Source organism: Psychromonas algicola, from assembly GCF_004378355.1.
In the GTDB taxonomy this organism is placed as follows: domain Bacteria; phylum Pseudomonadota; class Gammaproteobacteria; order Enterobacterales; family Psychromonadaceae; genus Psychromonas.
Genome location: NZ_SNUB01000020.1, coordinates 19,828 through 44,630 on the forward strand (window position 1 = coordinate 19,828; position 24,803 = coordinate 44,630).

Annotated in this window: 26 protein-coding genes and 1 tRNA gene; 20 read left to right on the top strand and 7 right to left on the bottom strand. The window is 36.5% G+C overall.

The genetic code is table 11. The features are described 5' to 3' along the window. Positions 1-23: 23 nt before the first annotated feature. The 9 genes from E2R67_RS10775 (at position 24) to purU (ending at position 8,743) form a co-directional block, all read left to right on the top strand. Positions 24-662, top strand: a complete 639-nt coding sequence (locus E2R67_RS10775; protein WP_134290964.1) for an ATP-binding cassette domain-containing protein — start codon at positions 24-26, stop codon at positions 660-662. Positions 663-683: 21 nt separating this feature from the next. Next, positions 684-1,319 carry a CDP-alcohol phosphatidyltransferase family protein gene (locus E2R67_RS10780; RefSeq protein WP_134290965.1) on the top strand — a complete coding sequence of 212 codons (636 nt, stop codon included), beginning with the start codon at positions 684-686 and terminating at the stop codon, positions 1,317-1,319. Between the two features lie 56 nt (positions 1,320-1,375). Next, entirely contained in the window at positions 1,376-2,125 is a 750-nt protein-coding gene (locus E2R67_RS10785; RefSeq protein ID WP_445177039.1) for a sterol desaturase family protein, read from the top strand. Positions 2,126-2,252: 127 nt separating this feature from the next. Continuing rightward, a complete protein-coding gene (nrdB, locus tag E2R67_RS10790; protein ID WP_134290967.1) occupies positions 2,253-3,398 on the top strand; it encodes a class Ia ribonucleoside-diphosphate reductase subunit beta in 1,146 nt (381 codons plus the stop codon). A 13-nt stretch (positions 3,399-3,411) separates the two neighbouring features. Beyond that, complete coding sequence (gene yfaE / locus E2R67_RS10795) at positions 3,412-3,663, top strand: class I ribonucleotide reductase maintenance protein YfaE (protein ID WP_134290968.1); 252 nt, start codon at positions 3,412-3,414, stop codon at positions 3,661-3,663. 186 nt (positions 3,664-3,849) lie between these two features. Beyond that, positions 3,850-5,466, top strand: coding sequence for a cation:proton antiporter domain-containing protein (locus E2R67_RS10800; protein WP_134290969.1), 1,617 nt, complete (start codon positions 3,850-3,852; stop codon positions 5,464-5,466). A 207-nt stretch (positions 5,467-5,673) separates the two neighbouring features. Further along, positions 5,674-7,344: an asparagine synthase B gene (gene asnB / locus E2R67_RS10805; protein ID WP_134290970.1), complete on the top strand. Its 1,671-nt coding sequence runs from the start codon at positions 5,674-5,676 to the stop codon at positions 7,342-7,344. Between the two features lie 63 nt (positions 7,345-7,407). Next, positions 7,408-7,875, top strand: coding sequence for a YchJ family protein (locus E2R67_RS10810; protein ID WP_134290971.1), 468 nt, complete (start codon positions 7,408-7,410; stop codon positions 7,873-7,875). Positions 7,876-7,903: 28 nt separating this feature from the next. Next, positions 7,904-8,743: a formyltetrahydrofolate deformylase gene (gene purU / locus E2R67_RS10815; RefSeq protein ID WP_134290972.1), complete on the top strand. Its 840-nt coding sequence runs from the start codon at positions 7,904-7,906 to the stop codon at positions 8,741-8,743. Between the two features lie 76 nt (positions 8,744-8,819). Here purU and E2R67_RS10820 read toward each other — a convergent pair whose 3' ends face one another. Both E2R67_RS10820 and E2R67_RS10825 read right to left on the bottom strand, forming a co-directional pair. Continuing rightward, positions 8,820-9,368, bottom strand: coding sequence for a DUF3332 family protein (locus E2R67_RS10820; RefSeq protein ID WP_134290973.1), 549 nt, complete (start codon positions 9,366-9,368; stop codon positions 8,820-8,822). Between the two features lie 75 nt (positions 9,369-9,443). Further along, complete coding sequence (locus E2R67_RS10825) at positions 9,444-10,001, bottom strand: VC2046/SO_2500 family protein (RefSeq protein ID WP_134290974.1); 558 nt, start codon at positions 9,999-10,001, stop codon at positions 9,444-9,446. A 124-nt stretch (positions 10,002-10,125) separates the two neighbouring features. Between E2R67_RS10825 and E2R67_RS10830 the strand changes: the two genes are divergently transcribed. Next, positions 10,126-10,209, top strand: a tRNA-Tyr gene (locus E2R67_RS10830). Between the two features lie 138 nt (positions 10,210-10,347). Next, complete coding sequence (locus E2R67_RS10835; protein WP_134290975.1) at positions 10,348-11,982, top strand: tetratricopeptide repeat protein; 1,635 nt, start codon at positions 10,348-10,350, stop codon at positions 11,980-11,982. Positions 11,983-11,991: 9 nt separating this feature from the next. Here the strand turns inward: E2R67_RS10835 and E2R67_RS10840 are convergent, their stop codons facing one another. Next, positions 11,992-12,897 (bottom strand): LysR family transcriptional regulator ArgP, encoded by a 906-nt coding sequence (locus tag E2R67_RS10840; RefSeq protein ID WP_134290976.1) that lies wholly within the window; start codon positions 12,895-12,897, stop codon positions 11,992-11,994. A 179-nt stretch (positions 12,898-13,076) separates the two neighbouring features. On the opposite strand from E2R67_RS10840, the gene E2R67_RS10845 reads away from it, so the two are divergent. Both E2R67_RS10845 and E2R67_RS10850 read left to right on the top strand, forming a co-directional pair. Beyond that, complete coding sequence (locus tag E2R67_RS10845; RefSeq protein WP_134290977.1) at positions 13,077-13,691, top strand: LysE/ArgO family amino acid transporter; 615 nt, start codon at positions 13,077-13,079, stop codon at positions 13,689-13,691. Between the two features lie 106 nt (positions 13,692-13,797). Continuing rightward, a complete protein-coding gene (locus E2R67_RS10850) occupies positions 13,798-15,048 on the top strand; it encodes a leucine-rich repeat-containing protein kinase family protein (protein WP_134290978.1) in 1,251 nt (416 codons plus the stop codon). Positions 15,049-15,120: 72 nt separating this feature from the next. Here E2R67_RS10850 and E2R67_RS10855 read toward each other — a convergent pair whose 3' ends face one another. Beyond that, on the bottom strand, positions 15,121-16,248 hold the full coding sequence (locus E2R67_RS10855; RefSeq protein WP_134290979.1) for a M14 family metallopeptidase: 1,128 nt from the start codon (positions 16,246-16,248) through the stop codon (positions 15,121-15,123). 269 nt (positions 16,249-16,517) lie between these two features. On the opposite strand from E2R67_RS10855, the gene E2R67_RS10860 reads away from it, so the two are divergent. The 5 genes from E2R67_RS10860 to E2R67_RS10880 all read left to right on the top strand — a co-directional run bounded on the left by E2R67_RS10860 (position 16,518) and on the right by E2R67_RS10880 (position 19,349). Then, positions 16,518-16,910, top strand: a complete 393-nt coding sequence (locus tag E2R67_RS10860; protein ID WP_134290980.1) for a hypothetical protein — start codon at positions 16,518-16,520, stop codon at positions 16,908-16,910. A gap of 89 nt (positions 16,911-16,999) precedes the next feature. Further along, positions 17,000-17,659: a Bax inhibitor-1 family protein gene (locus E2R67_RS10865; protein WP_134290981.1), complete on the top strand. Its 660-nt coding sequence runs from the start codon at positions 17,000-17,002 to the stop codon at positions 17,657-17,659. Next, complete coding sequence (locus E2R67_RS10870; protein WP_134290982.1) at positions 17,659-18,081, top strand: GNAT family N-acetyltransferase; 423 nt, start codon at positions 17,659-17,661, stop codon at positions 18,079-18,081. The genes E2R67_RS10865 and E2R67_RS10870 overlap by 1 nt, the downstream gene beginning before the upstream one ends. A gap of 60 nt (positions 18,082-18,141) precedes the next feature. Next, positions 18,142-18,846, top strand: a complete 705-nt coding sequence (locus tag E2R67_RS10875) for an HAD family hydrolase (protein ID WP_166739369.1) — start codon at positions 18,142-18,144, stop codon at positions 18,844-18,846. 14 nt (positions 18,847-18,860) lie between these two features. Further along, positions 18,861-19,349, top strand: coding sequence for a L,D-transpeptidase family protein (locus E2R67_RS10880; protein WP_134290984.1), 489 nt, complete (start codon positions 18,861-18,863; stop codon positions 19,347-19,349). A 111-nt stretch (positions 19,350-19,460) separates the two neighbouring features. Here the strand turns inward: E2R67_RS10880 and E2R67_RS10885 are convergent, their stop codons facing one another. The 3 genes from E2R67_RS10885 to E2R67_RS10895 all read right to left on the bottom strand — a co-directional run bounded on the left by E2R67_RS10885 (position 19,461) and on the right by E2R67_RS10895 (position 22,622). Further along, a complete protein-coding gene (locus tag E2R67_RS10885) occupies positions 19,461-20,840 on the bottom strand; it encodes a TRAP transporter large permease (RefSeq protein ID WP_134290985.1) in 1,380 nt (459 codons plus the stop codon). Next, positions 20,837-21,403 carry a TRAP transporter small permease subunit gene (locus E2R67_RS10890; RefSeq protein WP_134290986.1) on the bottom strand — a complete coding sequence of 189 codons (567 nt, stop codon included), beginning with the start codon at positions 21,401-21,403 and terminating at the stop codon, positions 20,837-20,839. Before E2R67_RS10890 ends, E2R67_RS10885 begins: the two co-directional genes overlap by 4 nt. Positions 21,404-21,536: 133 nt before the next feature. Beyond that, positions 21,537-22,622, bottom strand: a complete 1,086-nt coding sequence (locus E2R67_RS10895) for a TRAP transporter substrate-binding protein (RefSeq protein ID WP_134290987.1) — start codon at positions 22,620-22,622, stop codon at positions 21,537-21,539. Positions 22,623-23,019: 397 nt separating this feature from the next. On the opposite strand from E2R67_RS10895, the gene E2R67_RS10900 reads away from it, so the two are divergent. Both E2R67_RS10900 and E2R67_RS10905 read left to right on the top strand, forming a co-directional pair. After that, on the top strand, positions 23,020-24,012 hold the full coding sequence (locus E2R67_RS10900) for an ABC transporter ATP-binding protein (protein ID WP_134290988.1): 993 nt from the start codon (positions 23,020-23,022) through the stop codon (positions 24,010-24,012). Continuing rightward, a complete protein-coding gene (locus tag E2R67_RS10905; protein ID WP_134290989.1) occupies positions 23,996-24,802 on the top strand; it encodes an ABC transporter permease in 807 nt (268 codons plus the stop codon). The genes E2R67_RS10900 and E2R67_RS10905 overlap by 17 nt, the downstream gene beginning before the upstream one ends. Position 24,803 lies beyond the last annotated feature (1 nt).

Here is a 24,803-nt window from a genome sequence, read left to right on the forward strand (position 1 = left end):
TAACTTAAATGAGACCAATATCGATGCAATCATTAAAAATTAATAATTTAGTATTACAACAAGATAATAAAACGCTGCTATCCATCAATGAAACCGTTGATGGGGGTGAGGTGCTGACTATCATGGGCCCTTCTGGAAGTGGTAAATCTACTTTCTTAAATTGGTTAGTCGGCATGCTACCAGAAGGTTTTCAAGCTAGTGGAGCACTTTACTTAAATGATCAAGATATCTCTGATATGGCGAGTCATTTAAGACATATTGGGTTGTTATATCAAGATCCTTTATTGTTTCCGCATTTATCAGTAGAAGGCAATATTGCTTTTGCTATGCCCAAAGGTGATAAAAAAGAAAGACGCCAAACAATTACTGAAGCGTTAAAACAAGTAGGGCTTGAGGGCATGGGACAGCGTAGTCCAAACAGTTTATCTGGCGGACAACAAGCGCGTGTTGCTTTGTTACGTGTACTACTTAGCCAACCCAAAGCGATTTTGTTAGATGAACCTTTTAGTAAACTTGATAGCCAATTACGCCAAGAAATTCGTGAATTAGTTTTCGAGCAAATAAAACTTTATAACATCCCTGCTATCATGGTGACACATGATGAAAGTGATGCTGTTGCAGCAAAAGGCAAAGTGATCACATTAGCAAGTGTACCTGCTTAATAATAAAATTAGGAATGAAGCATGTTAGATAGATTTGTCACTCCCGTTATCAAACCATTGTTAACACCGATAGTGAAACAATTAGATAAATGGAATGTACATCCAGATAAAATCACTTTAATAGGCTTCGTTATTGGTTTATTAGCAGTGCCATTGTTGGCCAATCAACTTTGGATACCTGCGTTAGTCATGATCTCCTTGAATCGGATCTTAGATGGGTTAGATGGCGCATTAGCTCGATACCAAGAGAAATCCAGCGATGCCGGTGGTTACTTGGATATCTGCGTCGACTTTTTATTTTATGCAGCCATTCCGTTAGGTTTTGCTCTTGCCGATCCCAGTACAAATGCCTTACCCGCAGCAGTATTATTAAGCGTATTTATCGGAACGGGCTCAAGCTTTTTGGCTTTTGCGATTCCCGCTGAGAAATTAAACTTACCAAGACCGCAATTTGCCAATAAAAGTTTTTATTTTTTGAATGGGTTAACAGAAGGTACAGAAACTATCGCGTTTTTTGTTGCCTTTTGCCTATGGCCAGCGTACTTTCCAGAGATCGCTTATAGCTTTGCATTCTTAGGCGCCATCACTATCCTCACTCGGATACATGGAGGATACCAAACTTTAAAAAATAACACTCAAGAGCAAAAGGTTAAGTAATGACATTGGATGATACTTCGATAAGACTGATTGTTTTTTTCAGCGTTCTACTATTAATGATAATTTTAGAATTATGTTTCCCTGCAAGACGTCTTTCAGCAGAGTTACAATCTGTGCAAAGCGGACGTTTATTAAGTAACTACGGCATATTAATCATTTCAAACTTTATTTCTAAGTTGGTATTACCACTTGGATTAGCTAGTTTTGCAATGCATGCGGCAGACCAACAATGGGGATTATTTAACATACTACAAGTACCAACTTGGTTAAGTATTGTTGCCAGTGTTTTATTACTGGATATGCTTATTTATTGGCAACACCGTTTATTCCATAAAATCCCATTATTATGGCACTTACATAAAGTACATCATGCGGATCCTCATGTAGATGTAAGCACAGCATTAAGATTCCACCCTATTGAAATAGTCGCCAGTATTTTTATTAAAATGGGTGCTGTTTTTATCTTAGGTGTCCCTGCCGTCGCGGTGATTTTATTCGAAGTGCTATTAAATGGTTTTGCCATTTTCAATCACGCGAATATTCGTTTACCTAAAAAAGTCGAAGCCGTTGCACGCACAATTTTAATGACTCAAATTTTGCACCGTATTCATCACAGTCAACTGTACCAAGAAAGTAACAGCAACTTTGGTTTTAGTGTAATTTGGTGGGATAGATTGTTTGGTAGCTACACCGATGAAGCAACGAAACCAGATACGCAAATAGATATTGGTTTAGTTGAATATCCTGAGACAAAAGAAAATGCACAGTTATGGGGATTATTATCTATGCCCTTTAAGAGAAAATAATAAATTTAAGTTGTTACTGATATTAAAGAGGTTATACATCTTTCAAACACATAATTTTAAGAAATGAGTGCTTAGCTACAGCTACTTTGTTAAGATACTGAAAATTTCAATTCTTCTCGGGAGTCTCATGGCTTATACAACTTTCTCTACTCTTTCTAATGACGCTCTTAAAGAGCCAATGTTTTTTGGTAACCCAGTAAACGTGGCTCGTTACGATCAACAAAAATTCGAAGTATTTGAAAAACTGATAGAAAAACAATTAAGTTTTTTCTGGCGTCCAGAAGAGATCGACGTAAGTCGTGATCGTATCGATTTTTTAAATCTGCCAGATCATGAACAACATATCTTCATCTCAAACTTAAAATACCAAACACTATTAGATTCGATTCAAGGTCGTAGCCCAAATGTTGCGCTGTTACCGATTGTGTCACTTCCAGAATTAGAAACTTGGATTGAAACCTGGGCTTTCTCAGAAACAATCCATAGTCGTAGTTACACGCATATTTTACGTAACTTATTCACAGACCCAAACGAAGTCTTTGAAGATATCGTTAATAACCAAGAAATCCAAAAACGTGCTGTCGATATTTCTTATTACTACGATGAATTAATCCACGCAGTACAATTTATGCAATTACATGGGTTAGACCAAACTGACGTTGAATATGTGAATATTCAAGGAAAAGCAGAAAAACTGACACTACGTGATATTAAGAAAAAACTTTATTTATGTATTTGTTCAACGAATGCACTAGAAGCAATTCGTTTTTATGTTTCATTTGCTTGTTCATTTGCCTTTGCTGAACGTGATTTATTAGAAGGTAATGCGAAAATTATCAAACTGATTGCTCGTGATGAAGCGTTACACTTAAATGCAACACAACAAATGTTGAATTTATGGGCTGATGGTAAAGATGATCCAGAAATGGCTGAAATTGCATTAGAATGCTTTGCCGAAGGTCGTGAAATCTTCTTAAAAGCAGCAGAGCAAGAAAAAGAATGGGCTCAATACCTATTTAAAGACGGCTCAATGATTGGCTTAAACGAACAAATTCTATCGCAATATGTTGAATACATTGCTAACCAACGTATGCAAGCAATTGGTTATGAACCGCCTTTTGAAGTGAAAAATAATCCAATTCCTTGGATCAACCATTGGTTAGTAAGTGATAATGTTCAAGTAGCACCACAAGAAGCTGAAATTAGTTCATACCTAGTAGGACAAATTAACAGCTCAGTAGATAGTGCTGATCTTAGTACTTTTGAGCTTTAAGTTTATTTAATTTATGGCATCAAGTTTTACTTACAATGGTCAAGAATACCAACTTGACCCAAACAAAACACTGCTTGAGAATTTAGAAGCTCAAGCAGTGTCTGTTGAATTTCATTGTAGAGATGGTCACTGTGGCGCATGCCGCTCAATACTCGTTTCTGGCAATGTTGATTATTCAACCTTCCCAATGGCTTACTTAAAAGACGGCGAAGTTTTACTTTGTTGCAGCAAAAGTAACGAAAGCATTAATATAAAAAGCCTATAACTTCCCTACTAAGTTAAATCTCGTCTACAATCAATGAAATAGAAATCAGTAACCGACAAATGTTGTCTAGTTATCGTTACTGGAACTCCATTATAAATAGGGATTGCCCTCTTTTATTCAATCACCTAAAATCAAAAATTAATAAACGCTTTATTTTTCTCACAACCTAATTAAATAAGTGGATGCATGGATAGCACAATATTACTTTTTATAGGCGTAGCTTTCACCTTTGGTATGATCATTAACCTAACGGGTTTACCCCCTATGGTCGGATTTTTATTAGCAGGTTTTGCGCTGAACTCACTAGGATTTGAATCCAATGACGCTTTAGTTATTTTTGCTAATTTAGGCGTCACCCTACTTCTTTTCTCAATAGGCTTAAAACTTGATATCCGCACTTTGTTTAAATCTGAAGTTTGGGGTGGAGCGAGTATTCATATCGCGGCGAGTATCATTTTCTACACAGTCGTTTTATTTGCAATCAAACAGTTTGGTTTATCGTTATTCGCAGAGTTAGATACCCTGGGCATATTGCTTATTTCCTTTGCTCTTAGCTTTTCTAGTACTGTTTTTGCTGTAAAAATCTTAGAAGAAAAAAGTGAAACCAATTCACTTTACGGTCGTATTGCTATCGGCATACTGATTATGCAAGATATTTTTGCCGTCCTATTTTTAACAGTATCCCTTGGTAAAATCCCATCTATATGGGCCATTGGTTTATTGGCCTTACCGCTAATTCGACCTTTATTATATAAATTACTAGATAGAGCTGGCCATGGTGAGTTATTAGTCTTATATGGTTTCTTCCTAGCTTTAGTGATTGGTGCAGGTTTATTTGAAAGTGTGGGTATGAAAGCTGACCTTGGGGCTTTAATTGCAGGTATGTTACTAGCGGGGCATCCTAGTGCAAAAGAAATGGCTAAGTCATTATTTAATCTAAAGGAGTTATTTTTAGTCTGCTTCTTCTTGAGTATTGGACTGGGCGGCTTCCCACATATGGATCATTTATTGGTCGCAGGGTTAATAACACTATTATTAGCAGGTAAAATAATACTTTATTTCTTAACCTTAAGCCGCTTCAAACTACGTTCGCGTACTTCGTTATTTGCAGCCTTTAGCCTCGCAAATTACAGTGAGTTCGGTTTAATTGTAGCCTCATTAGCAACACATCAAGGTTGGTTATCACAGGATTGGTTAATTATTACCGCCATCGCGGTTTCCTTAAGCTTTATTATTGCCGCTCTGCTCAATAAATATGCAGACAATATTTACACCTATTACAGCTTTGCCCTTAAACGCTTTCAATCCACTCGTTTACATTTAGACGATAGACCGGTGCGCGTGGGTGATTCACAAATATTAGTAATGGGAATGGGGAGAATTGGCGCCGGTGCTTATGATGCGTTAAAACTAAGTTATGGCGAAAAAGTAATGGGCGTCGATTATAATCACCAAACAACCATTGAACATAGACAAGCAGGTCGACGAGTGATCACAGGTGACGCTCTCGATTCTGATTTTTGGAATAAATTACAGCTCACTGACAATATCAAATTAATTCTACTGGCTATGCCCGATCATAATGGTAACCGCTATGCTGCAGAGCAACTTAATAAGATAGATGACTACAACTTTAAAGTGGCCGCGCTTGCACATTACAAAAGAGATGAAACTGAACTGCGCGAGCTAGGTATCGACTTAGTATTTAATATGTATGAAGAAGCTGGTGCGGGTTTCGCAAGACATATCTGGAACGATTTACAGTCTGTTTTACCCAAAAGTCCTCATAAACTCGACTTATAACAAGAAATATCATCGGATCAGTGATTTTTGTTAGTAAATTGCACTGATTTCGTGTGACTTTTGCTGTTTATTCTGCAAAAATCATAACACTAATATTTTTGATCTCACTTGATCACTAAGTACATTTATTATTTATCTCGTACTTATAAGCAATTTAAGAAGTTACGGATAACTTTCCAGTCCGTTTACAATAAAAAAGGTAACCCTATGTGTTCTATTTTTGGTGTGCTCGACATTAAAAGCGATCCTATCGCATTGCGCCAACAAGCAATTGAAATGTCAAAACTGCTTCGTCACCGTGGCCCAGATTGGTCTGGTGTTTACTCGTCTGATAAAGCAATCCTTGTTCATGAACGTCTTTCTATCGTTGACGTTAATACAGGTGCACAGCCGCTATACAATCAAAATAATACACACATACTTGCTGTAAATGGTGAAATCTACAACCACAAAGAATTAGCTGCTGAGCTAACTTGTGGCTACCAATTCAAAACTAAGTCTGACTGTGAAATCATCTTAGGTTTATACGAAGAGAAAGGTAATGCATTTTTAGATGACCTAAACGGTATCTTTGCTTTCTGTTTATATGACCAAGAAAAAGACAAATACTTAATCGGCCGTGATCACATGGGTATCATCCCACTGTATCAAGGCTGGGATGAGCATGGTAACTACTATGTTGCATCTGAAATGAAAGCATTAACACCAATTTGTGCAAAAGTATCTGAATTCCCACCAGGACACTTCCTAGATAGCGAAGTAGGTGAATTAACTAAATATTACGTTCGTGATTGGATGGAATATGATGCAGTTAAAGATAACGGCGGCAGCGCTGCAGAAATCGGTAAAGCATTAGAAGACTCTGTAAAACGTCAATTAATGTGTGACGTACCATACGGTGTTTTATTATCAGGTGGTTTAGATTCATCTGTTATTTCTGCTATAACGCAAAAATTTGCTAAACAACGTATTGAAGATAACGATCAAAGCGGCGCATGGTGGCCACAACTTCACTCTTTCTCTGTGGGTCTTGAAGGCTCACCAGATTTAGCAGCAGCACAAAAAGTGGCTGATGAATTAGGTACTATTCACCATCCAATCATCTTTACTGTTCAAAACGGTATTGATGCGTTAAAAGAAGTTATCTACCACTTAGAAACTTATGATGTAACCACTATCCGAGCTTCTACGCCTATGTACTTAATGGCGCGTAAAATTAAAGCAATGGGTATCAAAATGGTACTTTCTGGTGAAGGTGCTGATGAAATCTTCGGTGGTTACTTATACTTCCATAAAGCACCTAATGCACAAGAATTCCATGAGGAACTAAACCGTAAACTAAGTAAGCTTCATATGTTTGACTGTTTACGTGCTAATAAATCAATGGCAGCTTGGGGCGTTGAAGCGCGTGTACCTTTCTTAGATAAAGAGTTCTTAGACGTAGCAATGCGTACTAACCCTGAACTTAAAATGATCAAAGATGGTCGTATCGAGAAAAATATCCTACGTGAAGCCTTTGATGGTCAACTATTACCAGAAGTATTATGGCGTCAAAAAGAGCAATTCTCTGATGGTGTTGGCTACAACTGGATCGATACATTAAAAGAACATGTTGAAACATTAGTAACGGATCAACAGTTAGCGTCTGCGGAATTCAAATTCCCAATTAACACACCAGATACTAAAGAAGCTTACTTCTACCGTACTATTTTTGAAGAGCATTTCCCACTTGATAGTGCAGCAGAATGTGTTCCTCATGGTAAATCAGTGGCTTGTTCAACCGTTGAAGCATTAGCATGGGATGAAAGTTTCCAGAATAATGCTGATCCTTCTGGTCGTGCTGCTGGCATTCACAACGATGCTTACAAACAAAAATAAGCTGAGTGAATAATAGAAATTATTAAAGCGCTCATTGAGCGCTTTTTTTATGGATTAAAGAAAATGAAGCCAATGCCCTGCCCTTGTAAAAGTGGACAGCAGTATCAGAATTGTTGCGAACCATTTCATATGCAACAAGAAAAGCCGAAGACCTGTGAACAACTCATGCGTTCACGGTTTAGTGCCTTTTGTTTACAGCTCGGGGAGTATTTATTTAACACTTACCATATCGATTATCGTGGAGAATTAACTGTTGCAGCTCTTTCTGAAGCATCACTGGATTGGAAGAACTTAGAGATCATTGCAACAGAAACACATCAACAAACAGGCTTTGTTGAATTCAAAGCTTGGTACACACAGGAAGGCCACTTAAACTGTCACCATGAGCGTTCTAACTTTGTGAAAGATCATGATCAATGGCTTTATTGTGACGGAACTTTTTATCCAAGTGAAAAATCAGGTAAGATAAGCCGCAATGATGCTTGCCCCTGTGGAAGCGGTAAAAAATATAAAAAATGTTGTGGCCAATAACAGCATGATCAAAATAATAGAGAAACTAATGGAAAAGAAAACACTGCTAACCGATTGCCCTGATGCAAAAGGATTAATTGCGCAAATTACTAATATCTGTCAAAAACACCAACTTAATATCGTTAAAAATAATGAGTTTGTTGACCATCAACATAACCGTTTCTTCATGCGTACTGAGCTTGAAGGCATTTTTAATGATCAAACTTTATTAGCGGATTTAGATTTAAATTTACCAAAAGGTTCAAATCGCTCACTAATTTGTTCTAATCAACGCAAACGTATTGTGATATTAGTGACAAAAGAAGCACATTGTTTAGGTGATATCTTAATGAAGAGCACCTATGGTGGTATCGATGTAGAAATTGCAGCAGTCATTGGTAACTACGATATTTTAGAAGACTTAGTCACTAAATTTAATATTCCTTACCACACAGTAAGCCATGAAGGTTTAACGCGTGAAGAGCATGAAAATAAGGTTTTAGAAGCAATTGCACCTTATACACCTGACTACGTTATTCTTGCTAAATACATGCGTATTCTAACGCCTAAATTTGTTGAAGCTTATGACAATAAGTTAATTAATATTCACCATTCATTTTTACCTGCTTTTATTGGCGCAAAACCTTACCAGCAAGCCTTTGATCGTGGTGTGAAAATCATTGGCGCAACGGCCCACTTTGTTAATAACGACTTAGATGAAGGTCCAATCATTACTCAAGATGTAGCGCATATCGACCATGCTTACAGCGCAGAAGCACTAGCTAAAGCTGGTAAGGATGTGGAGAAGTCAGTATTAAGTCGAGCTTTACAACAAGTACTAGATGATAAAGTGTTTGTGTATGCCAACAGAACCGTTGTGTTTAAATAACGGCTTTAAATGAATGTTTTTAAATACTGAATATCAAATGCCCTGCTAGACAACAGGGCATTTTTTTAGATAGGAACTAAGGATTTAAATACGCTTGCAAATCATTAATAGAAGCATGTGTAACAAGTTTTCCATCAAGATAGAAAGTGATCTCTTCACCTGACTTATCCCCTCTTAACACAGCCACATCACCATTATTGTAAACAATATTATAATCCACTGTATTTTTATTAATAAGTGTCGCTTGTACTGAATAAACTTGTTTATTAGTTTGCTCATTATTAATTGAAGTGAATGTTCTTTCAGGAATTAATACTTTTTGGTCAACTTGATACACGGGAGAGTTTGTTGAATCAAAAATATGTTTTTCGCCATTTAATGGGCTTTCTCCTGCCCAGAACTCAATGGTGTTAAACACAAGTAGATCAACGGCAACAGTTAACGCATAAACAGGTGTCAGTAGTACGTTCACACCACCACGAGCATACTTATTTTCAACTACTTCCAAATTAAATTGTAGTACTTTAGAAGTAGCAACATTACTGCCAATACAGCCAGATAATAACCCCGTGCTACTCAGAGTGAGTAAAAAGCAGCTTATTAATTTAAAGGTTTTATTTTTCATAAATTTTCCTAAAACCTAATTTCATACAAGAAGTAAAATTAGAGATGTAAAAGTCTATTGCGTAAAAATAAAAAATTATGCATAACTCACCTGTATAGGTCGGTTAGCTAAATCTAAGTTTGAATATTCATCTAATAGATGAGCATCAACACCTTGTGCGATCTTAGGTTCTCGATCATTAACCACAATTTCAGCGGTATTTGCTTGATACGCTTGGTTGATCCTTTGTTGCTTTATTAAAGGTAAGTTATCAAGCACATCTATTGGCAAAGCCCCTTCTGTGGCTTTAGATAAAATAGCTTCATTGGAAAGGAGCTGTTTAAGGCGAATATCATGTAACCTAGTTTGTTGTAAGTCATTATTAAGCTCAGCCAATAATACTTCAGAAGGACCTTCATTAACTAAAGGTTGTGCGGCAGACAAGTTAAACCTAGCCCGTAAATCAGGTGCTTCATTGACATCAGGATCTGGGTTCTTTATATCAAATTGTGCAAAATCACGCGCATCATCGGACAAAAAACTTAATAACAAATTAAATTTTTCACGAGTGCCACTATGCACAGCGGTATTTAACTGCTGTCCTAATTGCCATTCGTTAATAATAACTTGTTGATCAAGCTGTTCGATATTCATACGATAAAAAGATTCCTTGGTAAACTATTCTCTTTATCGGCAACAAATTGATTTTATTTAATGTTTTTTTAAACTTTAATCTTCACAAGCGCTTATTTTCTGATATTATCTTTTGCGAAATAACGGAGGGGTTCCCGAGTGGCCAAAGGGAACAGATTGTAAATCTGTCGCGAAAGCTTCGGTGGTTCGAATCCACCTCCCTCCACCATTTCAACTTCGATATTCCCCCTGCTTGTTTTAAATTTTATTTCACAAATTTTATACCTTTAGCTAGTATTGCTTATTTATTGATAAAAATTACTCTACACTGAGCAATAAGCTTTCGTTTTTAAAAAAGAACCTGATTATGTTTAACTACAGTGATAAAACAATATTAATCGTAGATGATCAAAAGCCATTCCATGTCATGCTTAAAACGATGCTGACTAATCAAGGCGCCAAAAACATAAATTTTGCAGAAACAGCAGACCAAGCAGTAAGAATTGCCAACCGAGTTCAATACGATATATATCTGTTAGATTACAATTTAGGTTCAGGAAAAAACGGCGCTCAATTACTCGATTACTTAAAAAGAAATCAACTCGTCCCTAACCACGCATTATGTTTTATTATTACTGGCGACAGCAGCAAAGGGATGGTGTTAACGGCAATTGAAAAGTCTCCAGATGATTATTTAATGAAACCTTTCTCGCAGGTTCAATTAAGTAATCGATTAGCCGCAGCGACAAAACGTAAATTAATATTTCAAGATATCTTTCAATCCCTTTCTGAAGAAAAGTACGAACAAGCTATCCAACAATGCAAAGAAAAGATCGATAAAGAAACTAAGCACCGTAGCCTTTGTAAAAATTTACTCGCAGATATCTATATTCAAATAGAAGAATTCAGTGCAGCAGAAACGATTTTAAAACCCTTAATTGATTTAAGGCCTTTAGTAAGGCCAAGTATCAGTTTAGGAAAAGCTTATTATTTACAAAAGAAATATGTTCAAGCTATCGAAGTATTAAAACGTTTGATCGAATACACGCCATTACAAATGGAAGCTTATCGATGGTTGGCGCGAGCATATAAAGATAATGGTGAATTAGAAAAAGCACTGGTTATATTGACACAGGCAGCAGAGACCACCAATCATAGTATTGAACGACATCAAGAAGTGGTGTTATTGGCGAATGAAATGCAAGAGCATAAGATCATGCTTAACAGCTATTCTGCAATTTTATCATTAAACCGTAACTCCTTTTATCCAGATCCTTGCCACCTTGCTAATTACATTCGTAGTATTATCGAATTTGCTAAGCAAGAAAAAGACATGGGCATACGTAAAAACATTTTAAAAAAGGTCAATTCAACACTTTATCAAAGCCGTTTTGAGGAAGGAAGAAACCATGATTTTAACTTCGCAGGCTTTGATGAAATCTGCCAAGCGAAAGTTTCCTTTGCCATGGATGAGCCGCTTAAAGCCAAACGTCGAATTTTTAATACACTGAGAAAAACTGAAGAGCCTATTTCTGAATTTGATACGACATTTTTAACAGAAACTTTGTTTTCATTATTAGAAATCGGAGAATTTGAAGAAGCTGCACCATATTTAAAAGAATTAGAGACGCGCGATATTATCGATCCCACCACAGCGATAAACATTAAAAAACAAACTGGTGAAGGGCTTACAACGCGTATGAAAAGCTTTAAAGGTTATAATCAAATGGGTATTAAGTACTTTAGTGCGGGCGCACTTGAAGAAGCATTAGATAGCTTTGATCAAGCCTTAGCATTAGAGCCACTCAACTCAGGCGCATTATTAAATCGCTCGCAAGTACTTATTCGTATATTGCAAGATAAAGCGGATAAAGATAAAGACAGAAATAAATTAGTTAAACAATGCCAAAATAGTTTCTTATTATTGAGTAATACGCACTTACCTGAAAATCATGCAAAAAGATTAAGTTCGTTATTAAAAGAGTTAAGAGAGCTTACTTAAGCTCATTCTTTAATTGACGGTTTCCAATACTTGCCTAGCGTAGTTAATCACTTGCATACTCAATTCTTGCATTAATTCACCGCCTAATTGCCAACAATGCCAATATAAAGGCACACGCACTTTATGCTCAGGCAAAATATCAATCAAACGTCCATTACGTAAATGTTCACGCACACTAAACTCGGTATTAAAGCTATAAGCACCACTGGCTAGGGTTAAATCAACAAAAGCTTCAGAAGACCTAATGGTATGGCAAGGATACTGTCCCATTTCCAATTGAAAATGCTCTCTTAGAAAAGCTAAGTGCATATCATCATGCTGATCAAATGACATCGCTGGCGCATGTTTTAAGCTTTCCTTATTGACGCCTTGTTTAAAGAAACGCTCAATAAAATCTGGACTCGCTACGCAAATATATTCCATATAACCTAAAAAATGACTATCACTGCCACTAATTGCTTTTTCTTTGCTACTTAAGCATGCCAACGCCTCACCGCTACGCATTCTTTCCCATGTAGTCGATTCATCTTGAACAAATAAATTAAGCTGCACATTCTTTTGTTGTAATAACGGGCTCAAAGCAGTAATCAACCAACTTGCTAAACTATCTGCGTTTACCGCAAGTGGTAAAGTCTGTGATTGGTTACTTTTTAAATCTAATTGCTGATTAAGCTCTGTTTCTAATTGTAAGACGCGTTGATAATGACCTAACAACAAACGCCCTAATTCTGAAGATTGCGGCGGTGTTGAACGAATTAATAAAGGCTCACCAAATAATTTCTCTAATAACTTGATACGTTGAGACACAGCTGACTGAGTAATAAAAAGACGTTGTGCTGCACGTTCAAAACTTTGCTCTGACACAACGGCATCCAAGGCTTTTAATAACTTATAGTCGATATTACTTAGATCCATATAACGTCCTTTTCATGCACTGAACCATCAATTAGCCCATGATTATCTTGTTGTAATGGATTTTATTCAAAACAACATAAGAAAAACTAATCAATCATTAAATTTATTAGCTACACTAACATAAATAAAAAAACTATAGTAGCCACCTATTTTCAACAACCCCATATTATTGAGATTTTATGTTTAGCACTTATTTTACTGGTCTTACCTTAATGGCAACATTAATCATGCCTATTGGTATGCAAAACGCGTTTGTATTAAACCAAGGTATTAAACGCCAACATCACTTATTTGTTGCCGCGTTTTGTTCAATCGCAGATGTTATTTTCATGTCAGCTGGAGTCTGGGGTGGAGCAAAGGTATTTAACGCTTATCCTTGGTTATTAACTGGCATTGGTATATTAGGCGCAGTGTTCATGGCTTATTATGGTTTCTTGTGTTTTAAAAGCGCCTTTAAAGGTGGCAACAATTTACAGACAGATAATAAAAACCGCAGCTTTAAGGCAATTGTATTAGCTTGTTGTGCTTTTACTATTTTGAACCCACATGTGTATATCGACACGATTGTTATCTTAGGTGGGTTTGCAGCGAACTTAACTGCTGAGCAACGTCCTTGGTTTGTTTTTGGTGGTGTGAGTGCTTCATTTATTTGGTTCTTTGGTTTAGCGTTATTGGGACAAAAATTAGCACCTGTTTTATCAAAACCAAGAAGCCAACAAATCATCGACTTTGTTATCGCAAGTATGATGTGGGTCTTAGCTGTTTATTTATTGCAATATGTTTTAACGAACTAACCCGTGTTAAATTAAAGTGGCGAATAGCCGCCACTCTATGTTCAAATACCCCTTTTATTTAATAGGTTCATGTTAGTTGGACCTTTTTGTTTATTAGGGAATCATTTTGCATACGATTGAGCAACTTAAAGCTGGTGAATTGAAAGGCATTAAACGCCTACAACTGTCAGAAAATTTAACAACATTTCCAATGGAGATTTTATCCTTAGCCGATAGTTTGGAAATATTAGATCTTTCTAACAACCAACTCAGCAGCTTACCTGATGAAATCGCTCAATTAACGCAACTCAAAATAATCTTTGCTTCTAATAATCAATTTACAAGTTTGCCGAGCGTGTTAGGTTTATGTCCTTTATTGGAAATGATTGGCTTTAAATCTAATCAAATCACTGAAGTACCAGCGGAATCATTACCTTTAACATTACGATGGTTAATTTTAACCGATAATAAAATAACCGCCTTACCAGAAATGTTAGGTAAACGTCCTCGCCTACAAAAGCTCGCATTAGCAGGTAATCAATTAACTCATCTACCTAACAGTTTTTCTCAGCTTACTAACCTTGAACTACTGCGTATTTCAGCCAATCAACTCGTTGCTTTCCCGATACAGCTATTAACGCTACCTAAACTGGCTTGGTTTGCTTTTTCAGGTAATCCTTTTTGCCAAACCAACCAAGCCTGTGATGCAATTGATTCAGTGCCTGAAGTGGCATCTAAAGACTATGTTTTACAAGAAGTGTTAGGGCAAGGCGCATCAGGTGTTATTTATAAAGCAAAATGGATTGAAGATAAGCAACAACACTTCCCTTCTGAAATTGCTGTGAAGGTCTTTAAAGGCGAAGTAACCAGTGATGGCTACCCTCAAGATGAATTACAAGCTTGTTTGAAAGTAGGCATTCACAACAGTTTAGTAAGCTCGATTGCACAAGTAAATGAAAGTGATTGCTTAGCTTTAATTATGGAGTTAATTCCACCTCATTTTAAAAACCTAGGTTTACCTCCTACGTTAGAAACTTGTACGCGAGATACTTTTAACAATGAATTCACTTTATCCATTGAGAAGATAAAGAAAATAGTCGATCAAATGACACAAGTCTTTGAACATATGCATAATCAGCAGGTCTGTCATGGCGACTTGTACGCACACAATACGTTATTTGATGAAGAAGCGAATATCATCTTTGGAGACTTTGGAGCAGCAAGTATGTATCACATGCTCTCCGATGAGATTCAAGTTAGTATCAAAACCATTGAACAACGGGCTTTGAAACTCTTTATTGATGATCTACTCAGTATTTGTGTAGAAGAAGACAAAAACACATCGCTTTATCAAAGCTTAGTGTTACAAGTTAAATAAACAGAGATAAAAAAGCCTAGCAAATAGAGCTAAGCTTGATTTTAGTTTGAGCAGGTAAAATGAGCGGTTAAATTAACGCAAGTCATCCACGACTGCTAACATCGCGATCAATGACGCTTCACCTAATTTAACTGAACGCTCAGGAGACCAGCCCATTGTTGGATCAGGTAAATTATCATTGTCTTTAAACGGCATTTCTAATGTATTCGCCAAACAATCAAAACGCTCTGCAACCCAATTTGTTGCAACAGTCATATTTGCTTCGCCAGGTGCATCAACATCGTAACCAAATTCAGATTGGAAATCTGCACTTGCTAACTTAAGCACTTCAGAGAATCGCTCACGTAAATTAGCTAATCGTTCACTATAACTTGGCGCACCTTCAGATCCTGCTAAAAAGACATAAGGTAATGCTTCGTCTCCGTGTACGTCATAGAATAAATCAACACCCGTTTCTTCCATTTTTTTGATCACATGAAAAACTTCAGGGCTTTTATCTAAACTTGGATTTTGCCACTCGCGGTTTAAATTCATGCCTGCCGCATTCGTACGTAAATGTCCTCGCACACTACCATCAGGGTTCATATTAGGCACTATGTAGAAATTAGCTTTGTCTAATAATAATTTACCCGTTGGATTGTCGCTATCAAGCAAACTATGCATTAATCCATCAACTAACCATTCAGCCATACTTTCGCCAGGATGCTGACGCGCAGTGATCCAGATATTACGTTTGTTAGCATCATCATTACCAATTTTAACTAAAGTTAAATCGCGCTTATCAAGCGTTTCACCTAAATGTACCAAGCTTACTAAAGGATGAGTTTGTACTGCGGCTAATAAATCCTGATGACGTTCATAGCTGTAAGGTGCAAAGTAGGCAATCTGAATCGACTCACATTCTAATTGCGCAGCAATCGTTAATTTACCTTCTTTATAAAAAGTAGGTAATCTAAACCAATGTTGGCGATCATACGAAGCCACGGCTTGATAATTTTCCCAGCCTTCAACATAAGAAGATTCGCCAGCATTTAAAATATTCAGAATATATTGCTCACCTACTGCACCTTCTAAGCGGAAGTTAAACCATTGAAAAAACTCGCCTCCTGCATCTGGACGTATTGCAAGTTGAATATCTTTTTTATCATCGGCATTAATAACGTCGATATTGCCTGAATCAAAATTAGCGGTGATGCGCATAGTTTTTCCTTTCTTAATGTGTAAGTTAGAGTTTCGATCATAAACGATTGTAAACAAACAAGGTAGGAAAACTAACAATCTAATTAGTGCTTTACACTCTAATCATCAACTTAAATAAACATTAATTGATTCACAAAGAGGCTATTTTCTAGGTTTTTGATCGTGAATTTAAATAATAAAGACAACTTTTTCTAATTCCCGTGATAATATTTTATTTTTGTTTTAGTAAAACCATTTAATGAATCATCAACTTCTAAAAGGAAAAGCAAATGGCAAAGGTTTGGATATTTTTATTTACAGCATTACTTTCCGGTTGTTCAATGATGGACAAAGATGAAATTGATGACCTTCAAGAAATGGCTGAGCTATCTAATGAATATAAAGATATTACCTTAAATTGTTTAGTTGAAATGAAGCTTCAAAAAAGCAAAGGATGGGACAGTGAAAGTTGCGAAGTTTATAAAGTCATCGCTAAAACTGATATTCAAAAATATGCTTACGATATAAAAATCACTGCCGCCGCTTTTGCTCGCTACGCAAAGTCTGAAGGCGTAGATCAAAGTAATGTTAGAAAAGGTTTTAAAGAATTATTTACTATTGAAACCAACTTTAATGCGATTAAAGAGTTATCAAAAACAATTCAGTTAGCAACCAAAGAATAAAATCTCAGAATACTCACTCAATAAACTAAAGAGTGAGTATTTAACATCCCCGTTTAAAATTTAAGAACTCATACCTAAGGAAACACGTAATGACCGACTCTGTATTTGATAGAACTGAAACTAATGATCAACGCATTAGCCCTTCGTTATATAACTTAATAATCGGTTTAACCCTTTTGTGGGGCTTTACCATCAACTGGCTAATGGTTTTAAATATCTCTGTGGATTCAATTGCGAATATTAATCCTTTAATCTTCTTTATCGCTTACTTTGTTACATGCTTCACTGGTATTTATTTATTTAAAAAATCGAATACTCCTGCGATTAGTTTTCTCGGCTATAACTTGGTTGTGGTTCCCTTTGGCTTAATTATCAATTTAGTCGTTAGTCAATATGACCAAAATATTGTACTTGAAGCTATACGCGTTACCGCTTCTGTCACTGTTATTATGATGATATTAGGATCATTATATCCAGCTTTCTTTAATAAAATTATCGGTGGATTAAGCATCGCCCTTATATGCGTAATTGTCGTAGAATTAGTTGAAATTTTCATTTTCAAAACACATCACGACATTATTGATTGGATAGTTGTCCTGATTTTCTGTGGTTATATTGGATATGATTGGGCAAGAGCAAATGCGATCCCTAAAACCTATGATAATGCGATTGATAGTGCAGCGTCACTTTACATGGATATCATCAATTTATTCTTACGAATTTTAAGAATATTAGGTAGTAGAAAGTAGTGTTGCAATTATTAAAAGCAAAAGCCTATGAATTGAAAAAACTAGCAGACTTTTATGCTGTCTGTGGTTATGGCGGTACTTTTAATAGTGATGACACTGTTTTTTATATACTTCAAGATAACAAACTTTGCGCAGTAGTTCGCATAGCCTCTGAACAAGGGATCCCAGTACTTAGAGGCATGCAAGTTTTACCTCATTTGCGCGGTCAACATATTGGGAAGGAATTATTGAAATACATGATGTCTAAATTATCTCCCAATCAACTTCCTTGCTACTGCTTACCCCATTCCCATTTAATTAACTTTTATGGTGAAGCAGGTTTTGTTATTGCGGAGCCTTCAAATACACCTGAGTTTCTTATTAAGAGAAAGCAAAGCTATTTACAGCAAGGTTTAAAAATCGAACTGATGGTAAAAAATTAATCCTATTCATCAATAAGGCAAAGTAAATCTACCACTAAGTATAAACTCATGGAGAGAGTAATGATTAAAGCAATCTATTTTGACTTAGACAACACACTGATACATAGAATCAAAAGTATTGAAGTTTACGCGGCTGCATTTTATCAAGACTTTGCCTCACAATTACTTGAAGCGTCCATTACAGATATTATTACAATAATAAAAACTCAAGATAATGGAGGTTATTTAGCCAAAGATTCCCCTTACAAAACGGTAAAAGAAGCCGTTTCTGAAACACTTTATCAACAACTTAATTGGCATACAGAACCGACTATTGAACAGCTTAAAACGCATTGGAATAACCAATTTCCGCTTTATTCAGTTGCTATGCAAGGCGCTAATGAATTACTACAAACTTTATCTGAACAAGGCTTTTATATTGGTATCATTTCAAATGGAGCACATGACACGCGATTAGCAAGAGCAGAAACACTAACGGCGTATAGCAAAGTTAACAAGTTAGTTAGTTCCGAATCTGCTGGCATTAATAAACCCGCTAAAGAAATCTTTATCAATACACTGACTGAAGCGGGATTCAAACCTGAAGAATGTTGTTACGTAGGCGATCATCCTATTAACGATATTGAAGGTTCACGAAATGCAGGATTAAAAACAATCTGGATAAAAGGTTTTCATGATTGGCCTAAAAATATAAAACCCGCGGATCACTCCATTGAACATTTGTCTCAAATAATAGACTTATTATCATTAAATAACGCAATATAACCACAGAGAATACGATGAAGCACACCCTATTCATATTACTACTGTTAACTAACCTTTTTATGTCTAACACCGCCTTAGCTAAAGTCGATCTGGTCAAAGTCGACAAGTCTGAGAACAAAATGTATTTATTAGACAACGGACAAATAGTAAAAGAATATCACGTTGCTTTTGGTGAAAATCCTAAAGGGCATAAACAGCAAGAAGGTGACGAAAAGACGCCCGAAGGCACTTATACCTTAGATTATAAAAAAGATGACTCTTCCTTTTATCGTGCCATGCATATTAGCTACCCTCAAGCAGCGGATAAAGAAAATGCTAAACAGCTTGGCGTTTCTCCAGGTGGATTTATTATGGTGCACGGACAACGAAATTGGTTAGGTTTTCTCTCCCCTATTACTCAACTATTTAATTGGACGAATGGCTGCATCGCATTAACAAATTCTGAAATCGATGAGTTTCTAGATCTAGTTGAAGTTGGCACAAAAATCACAATTGAGTGGTAAATTACCCGTTTAAAATTAATGAGATCAGAAAGCCCATAAAAAAACCGCAACCCAATTTACTTGGCTTGCGGTTTTTATTTATCTAGGGTTCACTGCAAATAACAGTAAATATTAACCGTAAACGAACTCAGGTAACCAAGTTGCTAGTTGCGGATAATAAGCGAGCAACCCAATAACAAATAGTTGAATGCCGATGAAAGGCACTACACCTCGATATATCTGCGGTGTGGAAACCGAATCGGGTGCGACACCTCGGAGATAAAAGAGTGAGAACCCAAAAGGCGGTGTTAAGAATGATGTTTGCAAGTTCAAAGCAATCATAATACCTAACCAAATTGGATCGATTCCCATGGTTAATAAAACAGGAGCAACAATTGGGATCACCACAAACGTGATTTCAATAAAGTCTAAGAAGAAACCTAATAAGAACATGACTAGCATCACTAAGAAGACTGCACCAAATACTCCGCCCGGTAAACCTGTTAAGAATTCACGTACTAAATCATCACCACCAAATCCTCTAAATACTAATGAGAAAATAGAAGCACCAATTAATATCATAAAGACCATAGCAGTGACTTCAGTAGTACTTCTTAATACTTGCCTTAAAATATTTAAGTTTAATGTTTTCTTAAATTTAGCCAATATGATTGCGCCTACCGAGCCGACAGAAGCCGCTTCAGTCGGTGTTGCAATCCCAGCTAAGATAGATCCAAGTACTAATACAATCAAAGTAATAGGTGGAATTAAAACAGTCAATACCTGCATCCATAACTCTCTACTAACTTTGCGTTCATCAGCAGGAATTGGCGGTACTTTTTTCGGTGCAAAAAAAGCAATAAAAATAATATAAAGCGCATACAAAGCGACTAACAACATTCCCGGCACTAATGCACCTAAGAACAAATCACCGACAGTCACACTCTCAGGTGAAAAAATACCTTGGTCTAATTGCGCTTGTTGATAAGCCGATGAAATGACGTCACCTAATAACACCAGTACAATAGAAGGCGGAATAATTTGCCCCAAGGTACCTGAAGCACAAATAACACCTGTCGCCACTTGTGGAGAATAACCACGCTTAAGCATTGTCGGTAAGGCCAATAATCCCATAGTCACTACTGTTGCACCAACAATACCTGTGCTAGCCGCAAGTAACATCCCAACAACTAGAACGGATAAACCAAGACCGCCAGGTTTACCACCAAAGACTTGCCCCATGGTATCTAGTAGTTCTTCTGCTATTTTTGACTTTTCTAGCATCACGCCCATAAATACAAATAAAGGGATCGCGATTAATAATTCATTAATTAAGATGCCTTGAATACGATTGGGAATGGCTTCAAGAAAAACACTATCGAAGGTACCTGTTGTATAGCCAATTAAAGCGAACAACAATGCCGAACCAGATAAAGCAAAAGCCACAGGGTAGCCAATTAATAAAATGACAAAAGCAAAAGCAAATAAGCCTAATGGAATAAGTTCAATCATAATGCGTGTTCCTCTTCTTGCTCATCTAGTTCAAGCACTTGATTTTCATAACCTTTAATCACTAAAATTGCTTTTAGACTTTCTGCTACACCTTGTATAATCATCAATACAGGCATTAATAAAATACTTGTTTTAAATAGGTAACGAGCATTAATACCACCCGCTTCTTGTGAACCTTCTAAAATACTCCATGACGCTGCCACATACTCCCAAGCAATATAAAGAATAAAAGAACAGGTTGGTAACATTAAAAAGATAAAGCCAAGTAAATCGACCCATGCTTTTTTCTTCGCACTCGCTGGACGATAGAAAATATCTACACGTACATGTGCGCCTTTAAGCAGCGCATAACCAGCCGCAAGCATGATCACATAATTATGAAAGTAAGTAATAGACTCTTGCATAAAAACAGAACCGGTATTGAATACATAACGCATCACAACAACGGTAAAGGTAATTAATACAATAGCTAAAACAAACCAAGAGATAAAACGACCTAAAGCATCGCTAAAACGATTGATACTTTTGATCAAATTAATTATTACAGGGGATGGGTTATCCATATAGATTCTCAATCAAAAACTAAAAAACGATTATAACAGTCTCTATCATCAAAAGAACAAGGGCTTAAAAAGCGTTGATTCATTTTAAGCCCTTGGAAATACTAAACAGTAAAATTAGACACTATCTATGTCACTATTTTAAACTTCTTGCGTTTAAGAAAGCGCGTTCAGAAATATCATGCCATTTCATCACTTGGTCACGGTATGCTTTGTAAGAAGCGTAAACTTTTTTACTCATCTCATCTTTTTCTGATTCTTCTTTAACAACTTGCTCAGATAACTCATTTAATTTCTTAAGTACATCTTCAGGGTAAGGTAATATTTGAACATCACCTTTACTAGCAACTTGAGCAAGCGCTTGACTGTTACGTGTAGTGTATTCAGCTAACATATTTGCATTCGCAATTTTAGTCGCATTTAACACAATAGATTGTAGATTTTTTGGTAATGCTGCTAATGCTTCTTTATTAAATAATACTTCTACTGATGAACCCGGCTCATGCCATCCTGGGTAGTAGTAGTATTTAGCCGCACGATTTAAACCAAAAGCTAAGTCATTATAAGGACCAACCCATTCAGTAGCATCAATCGTGCCTGACTGTAATGCTGGGAAAATTTCACTACCAGGTAATAAAACCGGTGTGCCGCCCGCACGTTTTAAAATTTCACCACCTAAACCAGGGATACGCATTTTAAGCCCTTTTAAATCAGCAAGGCTATCAATTTTTTTATTGAACCAACCACCCATTTGCGCGCCAGTATTACCACCCGGCATTGGTAGTACGCCAAAGGGTTCGTAAACTTCTTGCCATAATGCAAGGCCACCACCATAGTAAATCCAACCGTTTAACTCTTGTGCTGTTAAACCAAATGGAACCGTTGTAAAAAACTGTGCGGAAGGTACTTTGCCTTTCCAATAATAGGATGCACCATGTCCCATTTCAGCCGTACCGCGTGATACCGCATCAAACACTTCTAAAGCGCCTACTAATTCTTTTGCGCCGTAAACTTTAACTTGAATACGACCATCACTCATTTCATTGATTAGCTCTGCTAATTCATTTGCGCCAGTCCCAACACCAGGAAAGTTTTTAGGCCAAGTTGTTACCATTTTCCATTTGTATTCTGCTTTAGCTGCATTCGCCATAAACGGGGTCAACAATACTCCCGCAATGGTGATGCCCATTCCTAAACGCTTCATTATTTTCTTCAACGGCATTTTACATTCCTCGAGTAGTCATATTTAAATACGCTAATATCAGATAAAAGCATATTGATTTTAATAAGGGGTAGTGATGCTAATCATTTGTTGCCAAGGAGTAAACAAATAGTGAATTATTTTGCATTAAATGTTTGAGTTTTTGACATATCTCCGTCTAATTATTTAATCGAAGTACAAAAATCAAAAAATAACTGATTTACGGTCAATTAATAAAAACAAATACTCACTTCGAATTAATAAAATTTTTATCACAAAAAAAGGGGGCAAAGTAGAAGAATCAACATAAACAACTTGATAATCATCTTCTCCATAGCATCATCCTAGTTTCTAAAAAATGAAAATTGGCTACATAGTTTTCATTAACAACTTTTTATTAATACCTTGGATGCATAAAATGGAAACTGTGATTGAAGGTAAGCGCCTTAAAAAAACATTTAAAATCAGCAAGCGAGAAAAAGGATTATTCGGACACTTAGCAAACTTATTTTTACCTAAATACATCCACAAAAAAGCAGTCGATGATATTAGCTTTACCATCAAAAAAGGCGATGCCGTTGGATTTATAGGTGCCAATGGTGCAGGTAAATCTACAACCATAAAAATGCTCAGTGGCATTTTGTCACCCACAGAAGGTAGCGTTACAGCTCTCGGTTTGAGTCCAGATAAAGATCGTATTGAATATGTTGCGAAGATTGGCGCTATTTTTGGACAAAAGTCGCAATTATCATGGGACCTACCCATTATCGATAGCTTTGATTTACTGCAAAAAATCTACCGTATACCAGATCAAAAATACCAAGAAAATCTCGCAATGTTCACCAAAATTCTAGATATGAAAAGTTTCATAGAGCAACCCGTTCGCCAACTGTCACTTGGACAGCGAATGAGAGCTGATATTGCAGCCGCCCTGTTACATTCTCCGGAGCTTGTTTTCTTTGATGAACCGACTATCGGTTTAGATGTTGTTGCTAAAGAGAAAATAAGAGAATTTATTCGTTATATGAATAAAGAACTCGGTGTCACCATCATTTTCACAACGCATGATATGCAAGACATAGAAAAAACCTGTGAACGCTTGATCATCATTGATCAAGGTAAAAAAATATACGATGGAACGGTAGCTGGTATTAAAACTCACTTTGGAAGTGAGCGAAAACTAGTGGTTAAGTTTGAACAAGATTACGACATATCTGAAGTCGCGAAGACTCCTTCTATTAAAATCATCAGTAAAAAAGATCGCAGTAAAGAATTTCTATTCAAAAATGAAGATATCGAAGTAAAGTCGTTGATTCAGTATTTATTTGAAAACTATCAAGTCTCTGATCTAACGATCAGCGAACCCGATATTGAAGAAATTGTGAGGGATATTTATGACAAAGGTATTTAATATTAGCGTCTACCTTGCCTTTACCAAAACAGTCTTCTTAAGCAAGATGGTTTACAAGTTTGATTATTTGATGGGGATTTTAAACACCTGCATTCAGTTGTTTATTGCCTGCCTAATATGGAAAACACTCTATGGCGCACAGGAGATTTTTAATGGTATCTCATTTTCGATGGTGGTAACAACGATCATGATAAGCCAAGGTTTAGCTAACGCTTACACGATTAACGATCAAATGGTTTCTAAAAAAGTTCATGATGGAACGATTGCCTACACTTTATTACTGCCAATCAATTTTCGCGGGCAAATGTTTGCAGAAACCTTAGGTGAAATTTTATTCCGCTTAATCTCTAACTTTTTACCCACCATTATCCTTTTCAGTTTTGTTATCGACATTTTACCGCCTGATAGCTTTGTTTCATTTTTATTCTTTATTGTTAGCGCCGTGTTAGGTTTTTTGGTGTTATGGATGATCAGTTCCATTGTGCAGTTCTTCGCATTCTGGATGATCAGTGTCTGGAGCCTTTCTACCATTAAAAATGTATTTATCACCGTATTATCAGGTGCTGTTTTACCGTTATGGTTTATGCCCGATTCAATCTTAAAATGGATTGAATATACACCTTTCAGCTCTATCTACTTCGTTCCCTCTCGTATCTATTTAGGTGATATTGCGCCTGCTGATGTAGGGGAGTTTTTCATTAAACAATCGTTATGGATCATTGCTTTGTATTTAATCAGTCATGTGATGTGGTTAAAAGGCAAAAAACGCATCGTGATACAAGGAGGTTAAG